General features: G+C 44.1%; 15 protein-coding genes. 2 read left to right on the top strand and 13 right to left on the bottom strand.

The window, feature by feature from the left end:
• Positions 1-40: 40 nt before the first annotated feature.
• From IQP38_RS12605 to gap, 10 genes are all read right to left on the bottom strand, one after another.
• Complete coding sequence (locus IQP38_RS12605; RefSeq protein WP_005384942.1) at positions 41-325, bottom strand: putative quinol monooxygenase; 285 nt, start codon at positions 323-325, stop codon at positions 41-43.
• Between the two features lie 17 nt (positions 326-342).
• Positions 343-738 carry a VOC family protein gene (locus IQP38_RS12600; protein WP_193837631.1) on the bottom strand — a complete coding sequence of 132 codons (396 nt, stop codon included), beginning with the start codon at positions 736-738 and terminating at the stop codon, positions 343-345.
• A gap of 140 nt (positions 739-878) precedes the next feature.
• Entirely contained in the window at positions 879-1,178 is a 300-nt protein-coding gene (locus tag IQP38_RS12595; RefSeq protein ID WP_005384938.1) for a ribbon-helix-helix domain-containing protein, read from the bottom strand.
• 136 nt (positions 1,179-1,314) lie between these two features.
• Entirely contained in the window at positions 1,315-2,892 is a 1,578-nt protein-coding gene (locus tag IQP38_RS12590; RefSeq protein WP_025767190.1) for an alkaline phosphatase, read from the bottom strand.
• Between the two features lie 398 nt (positions 2,893-3,290).
• The gene (locus IQP38_RS12585) at positions 3,291-3,650 is read right to left on the bottom strand and encodes a hypothetical protein (RefSeq protein WP_053349598.1); all 360 of its coding nucleotides are present in this window, start codon (positions 3,648-3,650) and stop codon (positions 3,291-3,293) included.
• Between the two features lie 251 nt (positions 3,651-3,901).
• Positions 3,902-4,849 (bottom strand): ChaN family lipoprotein, encoded by a 948-nt coding sequence (locus tag IQP38_RS12580; RefSeq protein WP_193837630.1) that lies wholly within the window; start codon positions 4,847-4,849, stop codon positions 3,902-3,904.
• A gap of 97 nt (positions 4,850-4,946) precedes the next feature.
• Positions 4,947-5,774, bottom strand: a complete 828-nt coding sequence (rlmA, locus tag IQP38_RS12575; protein ID WP_005380691.1) for a 23S rRNA (guanine(745)-N(1))-methyltransferase — start codon at positions 5,772-5,774, stop codon at positions 4,947-4,949.
• A gap of 96 nt (positions 5,775-5,870) precedes the next feature.
• Entirely contained in the window at positions 5,871-7,907 is a 2,037-nt protein-coding gene (locus tag IQP38_RS12570; protein ID WP_193837629.1) for a methyl-accepting chemotaxis protein, read from the bottom strand.
• A 197-nt stretch (positions 7,908-8,104) separates the two neighbouring features.
• The gene (locus IQP38_RS12565) at positions 8,105-8,989 is read right to left on the bottom strand and encodes a D-hexose-6-phosphate mutarotase (protein ID WP_005384929.1); all 885 of its coding nucleotides are present in this window, start codon (positions 8,987-8,989) and stop codon (positions 8,105-8,107) included.
• A 155-nt stretch (positions 8,990-9,144) separates the two neighbouring features.
• Positions 9,145-10,140 carry a type I glyceraldehyde-3-phosphate dehydrogenase gene (gap, locus tag IQP38_RS12560; protein ID WP_005380697.1) on the bottom strand — a complete coding sequence of 332 codons (996 nt, stop codon included), beginning with the start codon at positions 10,138-10,140 and terminating at the stop codon, positions 9,145-9,147.
• 337 nt (positions 10,141-10,477) lie between these two features.
• Here gap and msrB point away from each other — a divergent pair, with 337 nt between their 5' ends.
• Positions 10,478-10,885, top strand: coding sequence for a peptide-methionine (R)-S-oxide reductase MsrB (gene msrB, locus IQP38_RS12555; RefSeq protein ID WP_005380698.1), 408 nt, complete (start codon positions 10,478-10,480; stop codon positions 10,883-10,885).
• A 117-nt stretch (positions 10,886-11,002) separates the two neighbouring features.
• On the opposite strand, the gene IQP38_RS12550 is transcribed toward msrB, so the two are convergent.
• Positions 11,003-11,824, bottom strand: coding sequence for a DUF2989 domain-containing protein (locus tag IQP38_RS12550; RefSeq protein WP_017821139.1), 822 nt, complete (start codon positions 11,822-11,824; stop codon positions 11,003-11,005).
• A gap of 101 nt (positions 11,825-11,925) precedes the next feature.
• Here IQP38_RS12550 and IQP38_RS12545 point away from each other — a divergent pair, with 101 nt between their 5' ends.
• Positions 11,926-12,210: a YeaC family protein gene (locus IQP38_RS12545; RefSeq protein ID WP_005380700.1), complete on the top strand. Its 285-nt coding sequence runs from the start codon at positions 11,926-11,928 to the stop codon at positions 12,208-12,210.
• A gap of 95 nt (positions 12,211-12,305) precedes the next feature.
• On the opposite strand, the gene ansA is transcribed toward IQP38_RS12545, so the two are convergent.
• Positions 12,306-13,319 carry an asparaginase gene (gene ansA / locus IQP38_RS12540; protein WP_017635822.1) on the bottom strand — a complete coding sequence of 338 codons (1,014 nt, stop codon included), beginning with the start codon at positions 13,317-13,319 and terminating at the stop codon, positions 12,306-12,308.
• 164 nt (positions 13,320-13,483) lie between these two features.
• Complete coding sequence (sppA, locus tag IQP38_RS12535) at positions 13,484-15,334, bottom strand: signal peptide peptidase SppA (RefSeq protein WP_005380705.1); 1,851 nt, start codon at positions 15,332-15,334, stop codon at positions 13,484-13,486.
• Positions 15,335-15,543 lie beyond the last annotated feature (209 nt).

Raw genomic sequence — 15,543 nt, 5'->3', positions numbered from 1 at the left:
TAGATAGAGTGCCTTTTTTGATCTTCGGTTAGCGCTATAGTTACAGTTCGTTAAAGAACACCAGTTTAGGCTCGCATTCTAACAAGTTGTCGATCTGGCTAATCAAAAGAGCAAAGTGTTCTGTTTTACCATGAAGCTCAAATGCTTGTTGGTTTTTAAATTGCTCCTGAAAAACGAAGTGGCATGTATTGTCTTTATCTTGGAACAATTGATAACGAACGCAACCTTCTTCATTGCGAGTAGGTTCAAGCGCTCGGGTAAGTACCTCTTTCAACTCTTGTTCTTTTCCCGGTTGTGCATGAAAGGTAGCCGTCAAGTGAATCATAATGTTTACTCTTTTTGTTATAGGTAACGCCCTTGGCGTTGCAGGAACTCAATTTTGTAACCATCAGGGTCGGTTACAAAAAAGAACGTTGCTAAATGCTTTTGTTGATGGTCAAAGGCTTTGATGTCACCAGTTTCAATGCCGAGAGATTTAATGCGTTTGTGGGCTTGTTCAATGTCCTCCACGCTGACGGCAAGGTGGCCGTAACCTGAGCCGTGAGTGTAGGGCTCATTTTGGTCGTGATTGTGCGTCAGTTCCAATTCAAAGCCAGTTTCTTGGTTGGCTAGATAGGTTAGAGAAAAGCCATCAAAGATGTATTGATCAGCGACTTCTAGTTCAAGTACGTCACAGTAAAATTGTAGAGAGCGGTCCAGATCACTTACTCGGATCATGGTGTGAATCATTTTTGTCATAGGTACTCCTTGATAGTCCGCACAGGTTAGCGATTTCAAAAGGAGTCTGGGTAGTACTCTAGTACGACAAATTAGAAGATGCTCAAGGGTTTATAATACGGATGCATAGCCTAGGATGGTTATTGCTCGGTTGGTTGCTATTAACTGTTAAGTTGCGCAAGTGCTTGACGAGTGGTCTCTTGAGGTTGGCGAGCGTACGTGAGGCAAGCGCATCGAAGTAAGGAGGCAAAGTTGTTCACTTCACCATTGTATTCGAGTGCTTCTTGATAAACAGTGCTTATGAATTTAGGGACCGTCATGTTTTGAGCACTAGCGATTTCCTCAAGAATTGTCCAAAAGCTCGCTTCAAGTTTTACACTGGTCGCGTGACCATCAATACGGATAGAGCGGGTGATGAACTGATAGTTGTCTTGGGGTTGCTTAGCAAAGATTTCGCACATTTTCTTTATTCATATAGTTAAAGACCCATAATTATTGTGGTGTACGATTTAAAACGTCAACTGTTTTCATGCATAAAAAAACGCTCCCTTGCGAGAGCGTTGAAACATCACGAGTTGTGAAGTAAGTGCAAGTTGATTATTTAATTTGTTGCTTCAAGTACTCGCCTAGTTGCGAGTGGTGCATGATTTTTGATACCGGAAGGATAGTTTCTGCAGGTCCCCAAGCAAATACGTTGACAGGAGTATGCGTATGAGTACCCGTCCCCCATACTGTGTTTTGCTTTGTTGCATGCTCACGCGCTAGCAAGTTGCCACGGTCGTTGTAAGGAAAGAAAGCATCAAAGTCATTGATTGTCGGAACGTTCTCTTCGCTTAAGTATTTGTGTCCAGCGAGTCGGTATGGATTTGGTTTACTTGCTAATACGCGTTCTGCTTGCTCAGGCGTAATCGAAAAATCGCTATTTGCGTTCACGACTTCCGCAAACTTCTCTGGAGTTTGCTCTTTCTTATCAAGCGCTTGGAATTCACTGATCATGCCGTAGTAACTTTTCTTTTGGTTGTATAAGCCATCGAGGATCTCGAACTGACCAAAGTTGAAGTTTGGCGCGTAATCCTGATTTTTGAATGCTTCGCCGTCGCGTTTTTGTGGTTTAGGCAAGTTTGCTGATGAGTAGCTAAAGCCAAAAGAGCCGGTTTCGTGGTCTGCAGTAACAATGATCAGGGTGTCATCACGGCCTTTTGCCCACTCATAAACTGAGTTTACCGCTTCATCGAATTTAAGCATTTCATGCAGCATCGTACCTGCATCGTTACTGTGGCCAGCCCAGTCAATTTGGCCGCCTTCAACCATCAAGAAAAAACCGTCTTTGTCTTTTGAAAGAATGTCGATTGCTTTGGTGGTCATTTCTTTCAGCGATGGCTGCGTGCGTTTTGGATCGTTTTTGCTTTGACTGTAGGCAATACCATCGTTCATGCCCGAGTAAGCAAAAAGTCCAAGTAATTTGTCACCTTTAGCTTGTGTGAGCATATCGCGGCTGAAAGCCAGGTTGTAACCTTGGTCTTGCGCCTCAGTAAGCAAGTTGCGTTCGTCTTTGCGTTTCGATTTTAGGTAGACATTTCCTTCAGTGAGCTTTTCAAGCTGCTCGTATGTCTCTCCCTTGTCGTTTGTCGACTTTGGAATCCAATGACGAAGTCCACCAGACATCATCACGTCTACGCCTGTTTCGAGCATATCCGCCGCAATACTGTTTTCTAGGGAGCGATGTGGTTGATGAGCGGCAAATGCTGCTGGCGTTGCGTGGGTCATACGCGTATCAGAGACGAGCCCAGTTGCTTTACCTTTACTTTTGGCTTTTTCCAAAATAGTTTCGACATGGTTGCCTTGGCTATCAATGCCAATGACTTCAGAAGCGGTAGGGATTCCTGTCGCTAGCATCGTAGCTGAGCACGCAGAGTCGACGACAATTGCGTCTTCTGGATTGGTCAGTGATGATCCAATCACACCTTCTTGAGCGAGTTTGTATAACGCTGTGCTTTCGCCTTTGTAAACCGAGTTAGGTGCGTGTTTTGCGTAGGTCTCGAGTAAACCAACTTGTTGAGGACCCATGCCGTCGCCGATCATCAAAATGACGTTTTTGATTTCAGCTGAGAGTGCGTTGAAAGAGAGGGTAGATGCAGCCACTGCCGTAACGATTGGAGATACTAAGCGCTTCATTATATTTTCCTTGTTTATTGAAAGCGCAGGCATTAAAGCAATGATTTATGAAGGTTTTGTGTCGGTAATAAAAGTTTAACCAAATTGTCGTTTTTGTTTGGTTTTGCAGAAAAAATGAGTCGCTCTCTAACGTTCGTTAGTTTGGAAAGAAGAAAGCCCACAAACGTGGGCTTGGATTACGCTTAGGAGTTGAAAGCATGGACTAAAGTTATCCATTCAGTGCCTTCACAAGACACCTAGTTTAGGGAGCAATAAACGAGCATGTATTATCGGGCCACAAGAGCGGTCGAATTCACTTACGTTTGCATCATATCGTTCTTTGGCTTATTAAATTATGGGCTGCAGTAAGTGTTTGGTTCAAATAGGATTTGTTGTCGTGACGATTATCAGACTGGTTATCAGACTAATGCCAGTATGATGCCACCAACGGTAAGTGCCGCAGAAAGGTATTGACCCGCAGAATATGAGCCATCCTCTTCTTTCTCGATTTTATCGGGGTGATCCATGCCAAGCGCACCATGTGTGAAAGATTCGACCTTTTCACCAACAGATTTATCTTCTGCTTCTATTTTTTTGCTGTCGTGCTCGATTTGTTGCAGAGCGGCAAGTAGCGCTTTGCCTTCGGTCGAAAGCGTCACCTTATTGTGTTCGACTTTCAGCGGCGAAGCACTAGTTTCTTCTTGTGCAATACTTGCTTGTTTAGAGGCGACAGGTTGTTTGGCATAGCTATTAACAGAAGTGCTTCCTACTGGATTCATCGAATACTCCTTGGAACATCGACACTCGGTCACTGAGTGCGGGTAAAAAGCAGTTATATTTTTATCGGCGGCAAAGTTTATTTCTGAAGCTATTTGGATAAAAACAGGTCTGCTTTTGCCGCTTCTAGTTTCTATTGGTGATCATTAGCAAAAAATAGACCAGCAGGAAGCAGACCCTTGTCACTCGATGAACTCGGAGCGGTGTGATGATGCAACGCAACGGCAAGGTAGTAACTTAAATTGAAGACCAGCTACTTACATTGAAGATCGTTATTGCGTTTAGTTAGATGTTGATATGCCGCCATGCGGTGAGCATCTTGTACATACCGTACTGGTGGTGCGAGAACCTCTAACTGATAGTCTGTATTATCAGAAAGCACGTTATCTGTTGGGCTAATTACAACCACTTTTAAGCTCGGGTTGCGGCTTAAGATTGATGCTGCCGTACCCAACCCTTGCTCGGTGTGAAACTTGCCCGCAACATGGACAATCTGAGCGCCTGGGTTGTCGTCTAGATAGCTAACGATAGATTCCGCCATAGTTTCATCCCAAGTAACTTGAGCTGCAAACTGTTTTTCCGTCTGCTCTGGCTTACCGTGATGCATGGATGCCATGAACTTTTCTTTGTACGGACTACTACCAGTGTTGATGGCTTGTGCAATGAACATCCGCTGATCATCATCGAGCTTGTTAATGTAATCTAGCCCTTGTCGACCAATGCATCGGACAATGCTCTTTGGTGCATTTGCTGCAATGATCGGGAGATTTTTCTGCTTAGCAAACTCCACGAGAGGGCGATAGTCGCTTTCATAATTGGGCCAAGCGTTGGCTTGTTTCATTAAGTACTGTTCGCCGATCTCCCCACGTAGGTAAGCGTCAACAACAGGTTGTTTGTCGCGGGTAAATTGTTCCATAGATAACGCGAGTGAGCGGTCGTAGGACGTAAGTTGTTTGAGCATATCGGTTTGAAAGCGATGAACGCCGGCGTGTGTGTGCCATTCACCAATAAGAATGACATCTGCTTGTTGCAGCTCAATTGGCAGTTTGCTTAGAGCGATGTGCTCGCCAGAAGGGGTGTATAGTTGGTAGTCGTACAAACTAGTGACTTCCGCTGAGGTTGCGTGAGAGTTGGTGTGCGTATATGAAGAGCAACCAGTAAGTAAGCCTGCAAAGAGCAAGCTCAAAGTAGAAAAGCGCATTGAAAAGCCTCCAAAAATGTCCGGATGATATTAATGGAGGCTGAGCAATGAATCAATATAAATGATAACTATTTGCGTTTGTTGTTTTTTTGACTTATTAATTGAGTGTTTTTTTGCGATATACACGCAACATAAAATCAGCCTCACATTGGAAAAGTGTAGCGGATTTCAACTCTTCACGAAGAGCATCGGTTGCTTTCCATGCGAATGGCGTCATTTGCAATAAATCGATTGCGGCTCCGTTTTTCAAGTCCATAACATAGTTAAGATGCTGCTGGTGCTCTAATTCAAACCCTTCAATATGTTCTGGTTCTTCATTGTGAAGACGAACTTCTTGATAAATGCGCTCACGCAGTTGGTATAAGTGGCGGCTAGCAGGAGTAACCGTGACAACAACGCCGTCGTTTTTTACAACGCGCTGCAGCTCCTCAGCTTTACACGGGGCATAAATGCGCAAAATGGCATCTAAGGATTCATTTGCGAAGGGAAGTCGGTGACTAGAAGCCACACTAAAGTTGCAGTGCGTGTAACGCTTCGCCGCGTAACGAATGGCAACTTTGGAAATGTCTAAGCCATAAATCGTGGCATGGTTCGCTTGTGTTTCTATCGTCTTTTGTACTTGATCTGTGTAGTAACCTTCACCACAACCAATATCTAATAATTGATGGGTGCTCCCCTCAGTGTATGTTGCACACAGCTGCGCCACTTCTTGGCGCATTGGGTTGTAGTAATCTCCTTCGAGGAATCGACGACGAGCTTGCATCATCTCTTTGTTGTCACCAGGATCTTTAGAACGTTTGTGGTGCGCTGGCATCAAGTTAACGTAGCCTTCTTTTGCTAAGTCAAACTGATGATTGTTTTCGCACTTAAACGTTTTTTCATTTAACGCTAGGGCTTGGTGGCATAGAGGGCATTGATAGTTCATGACGATCTCGAACAGAAAGTAGGGCGGCAAATTCTATCAAAAAGCGTGGTATCAAGTGAAACAAAAAGAGCCGACTGGGTCGGCTCTTATTAAGTATTAGTGGAAGAAGTCGACTTGCTCTTTCAAGTTTCGTGCTTGTTGTTGAAGTTCAATGGCACTTTGCGAGGTTTTTGCGCTCGTGTTGCGGCTTTCTCGGTTAAGTTCACTGATAGAATGGGCATTTGCTGCAATTTCTTGTGAAACTTGAGCTTGTTCTTCTGAAGTCGCTGCAATGGCGTCGGCTTGAGAGGCTATCGACTGCACTTGTACTGCGATGGCTTCTAATGCTGTGCCCGCGTCTTGTGCTTTGTCCAAGACCTGGTTTGCACTGCGTTGGCTGTCTGTCATCATATTAACTGCATTATGAGTCGACCCTTTTAGTTTCTCGATAATTTCCACGACATCCTGAACTGAGCTTTGGGTTCGGTGCGCAAGTGTGCGCACTTCATCTGCTACAACTGCGAAGCCACGACCTTGTTCACCTGCTCGTGCTGCTTCAATGGCGGCATTCAAGGCAAGTAAATTGGTTTGCTCAGCAATTTCATCAATCATTTTAGTGACGGTTTGAATACTCTCGCTATCGCGATTTACTTGCTCGATAGCCGTTGCTGATTGATCCAATTGATCGTTAAGTTGAGCAACGTCGATACATACGCCTTCAACAATCGCGAGACCAGACTGGCTATCGGTATTTGCTGAGCGTACGTTTTCCGCAATGCTTTCGACTTGTTGTGCGACAGATTGAGCGGAAGAGGCCATTTCTTCAATCGCTGTCACAACTTGCTCGACTTCTTGTTGTTGTCGGTCGGCTTGGGTCAAATTGCTATGTGCATCGTTGGCAACGCTGGTGGAGTTGCTCTCCACTAAGTCGCTTGTTGAACGGATCTTACCGACAAGTTCATTGAGCTGACTTGCCATACTGGCGACACCCGAGCTCAGGTTCGTAATTTCATTCTTTGATGCTTTACGAGACGCTGGGACGCTCAAGCTGACTTCGCCGCCGGCTAAGCGAGTCATGTATGAGTTTAGAGTCGTGAGAGGTTGTAAGCTGTGATTCAAGAAAAGTGTCAGTACAACAAAAGTAATGATTGCCGCTACCGAAGAAATGATGGCAATGAGTGTGAGAAGCGTGTCGCTACCTTTTGTAACTTCTTTGATAAATGTACCGCCTAGCAGTTTCCAGTTCCAACCTGGAACCTCTGTGTAGACAAGATACTTTTCGCCTACGTTACCTTGGTACTCGAAAGGGTAGCGAATTAATCCACTAGATTGTTCGAAAATCTGGCCAAAAGGCTTGTGACCATTGTAGTCGGCGACTTCTAGTATTGACGAATCTGAGCCGCTTTTTGCTGGATGAAGTAGGTATTTACCAAGATTGTTTTCGTCGTTATCAACGATAATGGTGTAACCAGTGTCGCCCCATTTTATCTCTTCGAGTGCATCGAATAAGGTTTGTGTCGCTTGGTCTACTGGTAAGCCAATAAACGATAGGCCTGCTACCTTTCCTGTCGCATCTTTGATTGGGGCATAGTAGGTAATGTAGCGCTCGCCATACAATTTAATTTGAGCGTAATACGGTTGTCCTGCTTTAAGTTGCTGATAACCAGGATGGTTGATGCCTAGCGTGGTTCCGACCGCTCGCTGACCTTGTGGATCTTTTAGGGAGGTGGACACCCGAATAAAGTCGTCACCCAATGGTGCGAATAGCGTTGCTATAGCGCCGGTATCACGTGTGAAACTGTCGACCAACTTGGTGTCATTAATTAAGCTTTCACTGTATTGAGTGATGTTTGGTACTTCATGTCCCATGAAGTCAACCGTGTAATTTTCGACATAGACACCGGCAAGGTAGCCATTGCGAAAAGTAGATTCGAGGACTTTAGCGGTGTGCAGGTAAGCATCGAATTGGCCAGCAATGGTTTTTGCCATTGATTCTACTTTAGATTGGTGTTCTTTCAGTGTGCTTTCCAATAGAACATCGGAAGCGTTGCGGTAAACAAGCGCTGCAATACTGCTGAAAGCAATGAATAGACACAAAGTGATCACCAGTTTCAACTGGAATCCGACACTTTGATTTCGGTATCTCTCTAACATAGACTAATTCCTGATATTTTTATTATTTATGAGTTTTGTATCGGTATGCTATCGGTTTATATGATCAATTTTTTTGATATTTATTAATGAAACCGTCAAAAGTGACCAGTAACCAATAAGTTAGTAAAGATAGGACCATCTAAGCAGAGCTTTTATTACAAAAAAGCCGGGTATCCCCGGCCTTTATATGGTGATTCTTACTGCGCTGAAATGACAGTGACAAGTTCATGTGTCTCACCTGGTTGGAGCGTTTGACCTTGCTCAATACTTGGTGCATGAACAGCAGACTCCACACACAACATGGTTTGATAACCATCGTCAGCCATGTCACCCATGCTTTGCGCACCTTCTGCCCAAGGGTTCCATAATACTGCTGAGTTGTGGCCTTGGTTGTGTACGCTTAGCGTACGATCCAATACCGGGTCTTTTACCAAAATTTTCGCTTCTGGTTGCGTGTAAACGCGATCAATGGTGTCAGTTAGTTGTAGAACATTACCACCTTGGCATACCGCATCAGCTTTCAAGCTATCAATGTACTCGGCACCCATGCCTGTCGTTTGTGCTTGCTTAATGTCTCCAACGTTTAGGTAAGTATGTAATGCGCCAGAGAAGGTCCAAGCCTCGTCATCGATGTTCATGACTTTGAGCGTCACTTTTAGCTCATCGCCCACTTCAATCACCAAACGAGCGTCAAACATATGGGGCCAAATATCGTGGATTTCTTCTGTCGGGAACAGAGCAAGTTCAACAATCACACCGTTATGGTTCTCACGATGTTCAACCAACTCCCATTCTGCGGTGCGGGCAAAGCCGTGAGCTGGAGCAGCAATACGCCCAAACCAAGGCCAACAAATCGGAATACCACCGCGAAGAGCAGCTTTACCATCGAAGACAGCTTTTTCGCTCATCCAGATCAGATCTTCTTGACCTTCAGGCGTGAACGACACGACATGACCACCGTGTAGCGAGATGCCTGCCGTTGCTTTGTCATGAATCACTCGGATGATTTTTATCTGATCAACTTCAACGATAGTGACGTTATCAGATAGCACCGTTAGGGCTGGGAGAGTTTTTAAATCCATGTATAGTTTCCTATCGCTGGGGAGAGCTTTTAGACGCGCTTCTCACATTAAATGCAACATCGAGCCTGCATTCTCTCAAATTCCAGATACAAAAAAGGCGACCCTAGAGCCGCCTTTTCTTTAACGAAGTTATTCGCTAATTGCTAACTTTCTAATTACTTAGAGATGTGAGCGATTAGGTCTAGAACTTTGTTTGAGTAACCGATTTCGTTGTCGTACCAAGATACAACCTTAACGAATTTGTCAGTTAGCGCGATACCAGCTTTAGCATCGAATACTGAAGTGCAAACTTCGCCGATGAAGTCTTGAGATACAACTGCATCTTCAGTGTAGCCTAGAACGCCTTTTAGTTCGCCTTCAGAAGCTTCTTTCATCGCTTTACAGATGTCTTCGTAAGAAGCACCGTTAACTAGGTTAACAGTTAGGTCAACTACAGAAACGTTAGCAGTTGGTACGCGGAAAGCCATACCAGTTAGTTTGCCGTTTACTTCTGGAAGTACAACGCCTACAGCTTTAGCAGCACCAGTTGAAGATGGGATGATGTTTTGAGAAGCACCACGACCACCGCGCCAGTCTTTAGCAGAAGGACCATCTACAGTTTTTTGAGTTGCTGTAGTTGCGTGAACTGTAGTCATAAGACCAGATTCGATACCGAACTTGTCGTTAAGAACTTTAGCGATAGGCGCTAGACAGTTAGTAGTACAAGAAGCGTTAGAAACGATGTCTTGACCAGCGTAAGTGTCGAAGTTTACGCCGTTAACGAACATTGGAGTAGCGTCTTTAGAAGGACCAGTTAGTACAACTTTTTTCGCGCCAGCAGTGATGTGCTTACGTGCAGTCTCGTCAGTTAGGAAAAGACCAGTTGCTTCAGCTACAACGTCAACACCGATTTCGTCCCATTTTAGGTCTTCAGGGTTGCGCTCTGCAGTAACACGTACAGTTTTACCGTTAACGATTAGGTTACCGCCTTCAACTTCAACAGTACCGTTGAAACGGCCGTGAGTTGAGTCATACTTAAGCATGTATGCCATGTAATCTACATCGATAAGGTCGTTAATACCTACTACTTCGATGTCGTTGCGCTCTTGCGCTGCACGGAATACGAAACGACCGATACGGCCAAAACCGTTAATACCTACTTTGATAGTCATTATAGTTGCTCCACAACTTAATTTCTGATTAAAGATAACTGGTAGTAAAATTACAGAATCCAGTAAACATCTGCAAGTGATAATCGGACTTAACTTGTTTAAAGTCAAAAAAAAGCGACGCTTTTTTTAACAATTCTTTGCAAATGTACGTTTTTTAAACTTTTAACTGATTCTTCTGTAGCCCAGTTGGCGTAATATAACTGGTGAGATAAGTGCTCTTATCAAATTAATTACGCATGGTGTCCTGGTGAGAAAGTATGTGCTACAACTGTTAAGAGAAGCAAGTTTTTTGCTAAAAAAGTCAATACCAAGAACAGTAAATAAGGAGCCGAAAGTCGTGGAACAAAGCGGGAAAAAAGTGACGAAGTCAGATGAACAGTGGCGTGAGCAACTGTCTGATGAAGAGTTCCGTGTTTGCCGAGAGCAAGGTACAGAGCCTCCTTTCAGCGGTAAGCTACTGCATAATAAGGAAACTGGTGTTTATGCTTGTACTTGTTGTAATGCCCCTCTCTTTGTCTCTGATAACAAGTATGACTCTGGCTGCGGATGGCCAAGTTTTGATGCGCCTATCAACGATCAAGCGGTGCGTTATTTAGAAGATCTAAGTCACGGAATGGTACGTACAGAGATTCGTTGTGCAACGTGTGATAGCCATCTAGGGCACGTTTTTGAAGATGGCCCACAGACCACAGGAGAGCGTTTTTGTGTTAATTCTGTGTCGTTAATTTTCAACAAATCAGAATAATAACGACAAAATTGTGCTCGAGATTGTTTTATCCTTTCAGGATGATTCATGCTCAACAGTGATCTGAGTGTCGCTCGACTTAAATAAAAACTCCCGCTCATTGCGGGAGTTTTTCGTTTATATCTCACTGGGTATCATTGCTGGGGAATAGATACCTTTCTCTATGGCTTTCGCCACCGATTCGGCTAATTCATCCAACTGCTTATATCGCTCTGGATGACTGAAATTGAACATACGTTGGAGCTGCTTTTCATCAGCAAGCGGTACGTCGAATCTCTTCGCGACCATTGCCCATAGATACGCTTGCTCTTTGTCTCCAAGCCCCTGATGAATACTTGCCATTGACTTGAGAATGACCGGATTGATGTTGTCTTCATCAGATAAAGACAACGCGTTATTAAGAAGCTCCAGGGTTTTCTTGGTATCTCGGTTGGTATAAAAAGTGGCTAATGCATATTGCATCTCAGCATTATTTAATTGGGGAGACCCTTCCATTTGTAAAAATGCGCGCCGAGCTTGAGTATCTCCCGTTTGAGACCATAAGAAATACAAAGTAGCCGGGTCTTCTGAGCCTTTTAACTCGTTTACGATGCGCTCTAGCTCATCAATACTGTGTACCAATGCATTAAAGCGTTGTCTTTTGAGAGCACTTTGATCAATAGGGGTGATCTGGGAGGCGAGTTCTAAGCATTTCCTATACTCAGCGACCAGACCGTATTCGATGATTTGGTTGGCCTCTGATGGGTTTTTCAATTGCTCAAACCGATGCCAAACCAAATTTGTTCTTGGAATTCGACATTGGCCGTCATCCATATTGAGCTGCTCGCAACGCAGCTCTGGTGTTTTTTGGCACAACTCTTCGGTTGTCACGTTACCTTCAAAACAGCCCGATAGCGCAAAACATGCGAGGCTGAGAAGTAACCAGTTTGTTCTTTTCATGGCTTTGCTTGTGATCCGTTACACCAATTCATTTTCGTATTCTTGACTCAGTTTCTTAACCCGTTATGTTCTGTAAATAGAATGTAATAAGAAGGTACACTATGGACGCAGAACAACTATTACAAGCGATGACTCCAGAAGTTTATGATCGCTTAGTCTATGCAGTAGAAACGGGAAGATGGCCTGAGGGTACAACACTTTCTAAAGAGCAGCGAGATTCGTGTATGCAAGCTGTGATGTTGTATCAATCAAAACATAATACTGATGCGCAGCATATGACGGTTGCAGCCGGTGGTGAAATCAGTTTTAAATCAAAACAAGAGCTTAAAAAACAATTCAGCGGAGAAGAGAGCGATATTGTTCGTGTCAATCCGAACATTGATTAATCCTTACGCCTTATTTCTCAAAATTTTATTATTTTGATTTTGAAAGAAAAAAGCCCAAATTGTATTGGGCTTTTTAGATCGTAGAAAGCTTGAACTTACAGGCTCATTTCACCACGCAGTACTTGTTGCATTCTCTCTTTTACTTCTTCGTAAGAAAGGTTTTGGCTTAGAAGGTAGTGTAGTTTTGCCAGCGCCGCTTCGGGCGTCATGTCAAAGCCACTGATAACACCAGAGTCTGCGAGAGCACAACCTGTGGCATATCCGCCCATATTCACTTTACCTGCCAAACACTGAGTTAGGTTTACGACAATAACGCCGCGCTCAGAGGCTTCTTTCAGGTGACCAAGCAGCTCAGGGTTCTGAGGAGCATTACCGACACCAAAAGTCAGAAGAATCATCGCATTCACGGGCTGACGAAGCGTGTTGCGGATAACTTCGTGTGAAATACCAGGGTACATGGTGATCACACCGATTGGTTGTGGCGTGATGTTGTGAACCTTAAACTCACCTTCTGGTTGTGCACCAACGGTTACGCTGTTGCTAACTTGAATATTGATCCCAGCTTCCAATAGTGGAGGAAGGTTTGGTGAAGTAAAGGCATTAAAACCGTCTGCATGAGATTTTGTACTGCGGTTACCACGCATCAATTGATTATTGAAGAACAAAGTTACTTCGTTGATCGGGTAGTTTGCCGCAATATGTAGCGCGTTTAATAGGTTTGCTTGGCCGTCAGAACGCAGCTCTGCGAGAGGGATTTGTGAACCCGTTACAATCACTGGCTTACCAAGGTTTTCAAGCATGAAAGACAATGCGGACGCTGTGTACGCCATGGTGTCAGTACCATGTAGGATAACGAAACCATCGTATTTGTCATAGTTGTCACGAATATCATTCGCAATCTGCTGCCAGTCAGCAGGTGTCATATCTGATGAGTCAATCAGAGGGTCGTATTCGTGGATGGTGTAATCCGGCATTTCAGGACGATGGAATTCGGGCATGCTTGCTAATTGCTTTTCCATAAAGCCAGCAACAGGCACATAGCCGTGGTCGGATTTTTGCATTCCGATGGTACCACCGGTGTAAGCGATGTAGATGTGTTTTCTAGTCATCGTTTTTTCTTTCGTGTAGGGGAACAGAGGCGGGGATTATATACCTAAATAACCTTGAGATGCGAGGCTATACGCACAGCATCAGAAAGTCATCTGAGGAGATGCAAAGCCTAATAAAAAGGGCACTTCAAGTAGAAGTGCCCTTTGTAATATTGATGGAAAAACTACTGCACTTGGCAGTTCAAACAAAATGCGTATTGACCTTTAGGATCGTTGAAGCTTTGGAGCAAGCTTGCGTCTTGTTCGAATTGTTGAGCTACGGGTTGAAGACTTTTTGGTAGCAAGCTTGTTGCATCAATACCTAGAGAGACTTTCACCTGTTTCATAAACTCTTGTAGAAATAGTTCAGTAGGTGAAAGAGGCTCTTCTACCCAGTAAATGCCATAATCGGTCACGTTCGCTAGTTTCGCCGCTAGCTCTACAGCATCATCAAAGTCACCCATTTGATCGACAAGACCAAAGGATAGTGCATCTTGGCCAGTCCAAACTCGACCTTGAGCAACTTTGTCAACTTCCTCTAGAGACATATCGCGATTCTCGCCAACTAGAGAAATAAAGCGCTTGTAACCGTGCTCGATACCTAACTGGAACACTTGAGACGCGCCCTCAGAAAGGCCAGTGGTAATACCGTCACCTGAGAACGGCGATGTGCCAACGCCATCAGTATTAATACCTAACTTGCTAAAGCCTTTTTCAAACGTGGTGATGACACTAAATATACCAATGGAGCCCGTCAGGGTTGTTGGCTGAGCAACGATTTTGTCTGCGCTCATTGAAATCCAATAACCACCAGAAGCGGCCAAACTCGACATGGATACAACAACCGGCTTACCTGCTTGCTTCAGAGCTTCTACTTCGTTACGAATCACTTCAGAAGCAAAGGCACTGCCTCCTGGACTATCTACTCGTAACACGACCGCTTTCACTTTTTCATCATTGCGTGCTTGACGCAGCAAGCTTGCGACCGTGTCACCACCAACAGTTCCGCGAGGTTGTTGACCGTCCATAATCGCGCCACTGGCTAGAACAACGGCGATGTCGTGTTGAGGTAGTGTGTAATCAGGACGAATCGTTGCAAGGTAGTCGTAGTAACCAATCGCGTTGTAGCTGTCTTTGCCGTCGCTACCAAACTGTTTTGCAAATAGAGTGCGAATGTCTTGGCGTGTCGCGAGTTCATCCACTAGCCCCAATTTGACTGCGAGCTGAGCAATATCGCCATTTACAGACTTCATCTCGTTAATCAGCTCATCCATGGTTGGATTAAGCACTTTCGCATCAATGTTTCGGTTTGTTGTTACGTCATCAACAAAAGCACTCCATAATTGAGTAACCCAACGTGTTGCTGACTCTTTCGCCGCATCGGACATGTCATCACGAATAAAAGGTTCGATAGCGGATTTATAAGTACCTACGCGAAAAACATGAGTAGAAACGTCAAGCTTTTCAAGTAACGTTTTGTAGTACATTGAGTAAGCGCTGTAACCTTTAATCAATACACCACCATCAGGTGCCAGATAAACTTTATCGGCGTAACTTGCCAAGTAATATTGGCTTTGGTTGTAGAAATCACCTACGGCGTAAACGGGTTTGCCTGATGCTTTAAATTCGTTCAACGCTTTCGCGATGTAACGTAGTTTCGTGAGATTTGTTTCTGGCATGTCTCGCAGTGCTAGCACTAATCCAGACACTTTAGGATCGTCTTTCGCGTAGCGAATAGTATCAACGATATCGAAAAGGACGTTTTCTTTCGGTAGCTCATTACCCAAAAGGGAACCAGCAAAAGAGTCCATTGGGTTTACATAACGTCTTTGTTCGACAATTGGGCCTGAAAGGTTCATCACCAATGCCGATTCTTTTTCGACGACAGGTTGACCGTCTCCGGTATAAGTAAAGGCAAAGTAGAAAACGGCAATCATCAGCAAGAAAATTAGGTTTGCCAGTGCGAGTCTGATGAAAGTGATACTTTTCCATATCCCTTTAAATATCAAACCAATAAATTTGAAGAGTTTTTTCATCTTGTCTCCATAACGAGATAGTTACGCCGAGTCTAACAAAGTATGGGTTCTTATCTCTAAGATCTCAAAAGATAACATTTTTTTAGCTTATCACGACCACTCAACAATTGGCATATTTTCACACGAGATTGATCGGTGTTACAAAAATGTAAACGCTTGTTTGATTTTTTGGTTGAGCAGGCTTAATCTGGTCAGACCATGATAATAAC

Origin of the sequence: Vibrio sp. OPT41 (assembly GCF_015163595.1) — a bacterium.
In the GTDB taxonomy this organism is placed as follows: Bacteria; Pseudomonadota; Gammaproteobacteria; order Enterobacterales; family Vibrionaceae; genus Vibrio; species Vibrio alginolyticus.
Note: the sequence above shows the minus strand (reverse complement) of the source record. Positions and strands in the feature narration are given on the sequence as shown.